6 protein-coding genes are annotated in these 2,671 nt (G+C 77.0%); 3 read left to right on the forward strand and 3 right to left on the reverse strand.

The window, feature by feature from the left end; translation table 11 throughout:
• Positions 1–437 (reverse strand): hypothetical protein (locus ACESL7_RS15095; RefSeq protein ID WP_372894118.1); only part of this gene is annotated, 437 nt, incomplete at its 3' end.
• Between the two features lie 196 nt (positions 438–633).
• Between ACESL7_RS15095 and ACESL7_RS15100 the strand changes: the two genes are divergently transcribed.
• The 3 genes from ACESL7_RS15100 to ACESL7_RS15110 are packed head-to-tail and all read left to right on the forward strand — an operon-like array spanning position 634 to position 1,896.
• Positions 634–1,116 (forward strand): hypothetical protein, encoded by a 483-nt coding sequence (locus ACESL7_RS15100; protein WP_372894119.1) that lies wholly within the window; start codon positions 634–636, stop codon positions 1,114–1,116.
• Entirely contained in the window at positions 1,113–1,520 is a 408-nt protein-coding gene (locus ACESL7_RS15105; RefSeq protein WP_372894120.1) for a phage holin family protein, read from the forward strand. Before ACESL7_RS15100 ends, ACESL7_RS15105 begins: the two co-directional genes overlap by 4 nt.
• Positions 1,507–1,896 (forward strand): hypothetical protein, encoded by a 390-nt coding sequence (locus tag ACESL7_RS15110; RefSeq protein WP_372894121.1) that lies wholly within the window; start codon positions 1,507–1,509, stop codon positions 1,894–1,896. Before ACESL7_RS15105 ends, ACESL7_RS15110 begins: the two co-directional genes overlap by 14 nt.
• Positions 1,897–1,901: 5 nt before the next feature.
• Here ACESL7_RS15110 and ACESL7_RS15115 read toward each other — a convergent pair whose 3' ends face one another.
• Together ACESL7_RS15115 and ligD are read right to left on the reverse strand one after the other, a co-directional pair.
• Entirely contained in the window at positions 1,902–2,237 is a 336-nt protein-coding gene (locus ACESL7_RS15115) for a hypothetical protein (RefSeq protein WP_372894122.1), read from the reverse strand.
• A gap of 62 nt (positions 2,238–2,299) precedes the next feature.
• Positions 2,300–2,671: non-homologous end-joining DNA ligase LigD (ligD, locus tag ACESL7_RS15120; protein WP_487247763.1), on the reverse strand; the 372-nt coding region annotated here is incomplete at its 5' end.

The raw sequence follows: 2,671 nt of genomic DNA on the forward strand, positions 1-2,671 counted from the left end.
CGGTCGCGGAACGCCTCTATCCGGTCCTCGGCGGTCTCGCGCGCCGCCTCCGCCTGCTTTTCCGCCTGCCTGCGCAGCGGCTTCGGATCGGGCACCGCCCGTTCGGCCACGTCGCCGGCCTTTTGCCGCACCCGGCCGTAGGCGCGGGCCGCATCGTCGCGCTCGATCCGCGGCGCGAAAAGAAGCGCGAGCCCCGCCGCCGTAAGCGCCGTGCCCACCGGGTTGCGCCGCGCGGTGTCCATGATCGCGCTGCCCACGCCATGCGCGCTCATCGACCGGCCCGCCTCGCCGCCGGCGCCGTCGCCCACCCGTTCGACGAAGCCGGCATAGCGGTCCGGCATCTCCGGCGTGGCGGCGTGGCCCGGCGTGACGGGCGCTGCGGTGATCCCGGCGTCCTGCGCGCCGGCGTGCGGCTCGGGGTGGTGCGGATCGGTCATCTGCGGTTCCTCCTGCAAGCGTCGGGAATGATCACTCCGGGGCTGCGATGCCCCGCTGTCGTCCGGGAAACGCCCCCCGCGGGTCGCGGTTCCGCGAGGGTCCGCAAGTGGCGCGGAACCGAAGGCCGGCAGCGGGGTTCCTTCATGCAGGATATCCGGCGGCCCGCACGCGGCCGCGCAAGACGGAGGACCACCCATGACGCGACCCGACCTGACGCGCGAGGCGACGGAGACGGCCCAGGACATCGCCGGCGAGGTGCACCGGCTGAGCGAAGCGGCCGAGCGCACGGCGCGCGCCGCCCGCGACCGTGCGGCCGAGGATGTGACCGAGGGCGTCGCGCGGGCGCGCGAGGCCGCCGGGGAAAGCGTCTCGGAGGCCGCCGACAGCGCCGCTGCCCGCGCCGAGGAGGCCGCGCGCGCGGCCGAGGAGGCGGCCGCGGACCCGCAGGTGCCGGGCATCGAGGCGCAGGCGCTGGAAGCCCTCGCCCGCCTCCTCGAGGACATGGCCCGAAACCTGCGCGGGAGCGATGTCTCGACCCTCTCGCGCGAGGCCACGCACCTGGTGCAACGCCACCCCGTGCTGACCCTCGCCGGCGCGGCGGCCGCCGGTTTCGCGGTGGCACGGCTCGCCCGCGCCGGGGGATCGCGCAGCGACGAGCCGGGACCGCCGCGGGCATGAGCGAACGGCGCGACAGTTCGAGCACGGTCGCCGGGCTCCTGCTCGAAACCTTCGACGAGGCGCGGGGTCTCCTGCGGCGCGAACTCGATCTCGCGCGGGCGGAAACGGACCGGAGCCTGCGGCGCGCGCGCGGCGCGCTCCTCGCGCTCGCGATCGCCCTGATCCTCGCCATGACGGCGCTGGATGCGCTCGCGGGGGCCGCGATCGGCGCGCTGGCGCAGCGCGGTCTGGGGCCGGGGCTGGCCGCCACGCTCGTCGGGGCCGTGCTCGCCGTGCTCGCCGCTCTGGTCGCGGTGAAGGGATTGCGCGACCTCGAGCGCGCCCGCCTCGCGCCCGAACGCGTGGCCCGATCCGTGCGGGCGGATGCGCGCGAAGTCCGGGAGGCCGCCCGTGGAAGGGAATGAGACGCCCGAGGAGATCGCCGCCGATCTCGCGGAGCGCCGCGCCGCGCTCGGCCGCCACATCGCCGCGCTGGAGGCCCGCGCCGCCCCTGACAGCATCCTGCGCGAGGCGGGCGCGGCGCTCGGGGCCGAGAGCGGCGCGCTCGCGCGCCGTGCCGGGCGCGAGATGGCGGCGAACCCGCTCGCCACCGCCGCGGTGCTGGGCGGGCTGGCCTGGCTCGCCGTCGGCGCCTTTCGCCGCCCCGAGACCGATGGCGACACGCCGGAGAGCCCCGAAAGTGCCGGTGCTGCCGAGGCCGCGGCGGCCGACGATCTGCTTCGCCGCGAACGGGAGCGCGCGGACGCGCAGCGCAACCCGCCCGAGGACGGCGCCGCCTGACCCGCTCAGAGCGCGGCGATCACGAGGCCCGCCACCACCACCAGAAGCACAATCGCTGCATACCGCAGCGCCCGGCCGCCCGGCGCCGCCCCCGGGCGGTCCGTTTCCCGCGCCTCGGGGGGCCGTTCGGTGCCGATGGCCGTCTGCGGCGCGGCGTCGGTCCCCTCGACCGTCGGGCCGGTGCCGGGATCGCCGGGCACGACGCCCGTGCGCGGATCGCCCGGCCGGGGGCTCGTCTCGTGCGGCGCCTCGGGCGGGCGGCGCTGCGGGGTGTCGCGCGGATCATGCGCAGGGGGCGCCGGCCGCGTCCCGCCGTCGCGCTCGGGCGTGTCACCGGTCATGATGGCCTCCGCTCGCCTGGGTCCCGCCCCTCAACCGCCCGGGCGCGGCGCGGTTCCGGGTCTCAACCCGCGTCGGCCCAGGCGTCGAGGCGTGCCAGCGCCTCCTTGCCGATCGATTGCAGCTTGTCGCGCTGCGCCGCATAGGGGCAGTCAAGCTCCAGCCGCGCGGCCATGTCGCCCATGCCGAAGGCGTTCGCGCCCTCCAGTTCGTCGAGTTCCTCCCAGCGTACCGGCACCGCGACCGGCGCGCCGGGGCGCGCGCGCAGCGAATAGGGGGCGATCGCGGTCGCGCCGCGCTCGTTCCTGAGCCAGTCGATGAAGATGCGCCCCTCGCGGTCGGATTTCGCCGCGGTGGCGGTGAAGCGCTCCGGCTCGCGCGCGGCGAGCCTGCGCGCGAAGGTCTCGGCGAAGCGCTTCACCCGGTCCCAGCCCGA

Origin of the sequence: Rhodosalinus sp., assembly GCF_041685465.1 — a bacterium.
Lineage (GTDB): Bacteria > Pseudomonadota > Alphaproteobacteria > Rhodobacterales > Rhodobacteraceae > Rhodosalinus.

Excerpts from the sequence above, each read along its gene's own strand:
- ACESL7_RS15100 (WP_372894119.1), top strand. The coding sequence starts at position 634 with ATGACGCGACCCGACCTGACGCGCGAGGCGACGGAGACGGCCCAGGAC.
- ACESL7_RS15105 (WP_372894120.1), top strand. The coding sequence starts at position 1,113 with ATGAGCGAACGGCGCGACAGTTCGAGCACGGTCGCCGGGCTCCTGCTC.
- ACESL7_RS15115 (WP_372894122.1), bottom strand. The coding sequence starts at position 2,237 with ATGACCGGTGACACGCCCGAGCGCGACGGCGGGACGCGGCCGGCGCCC.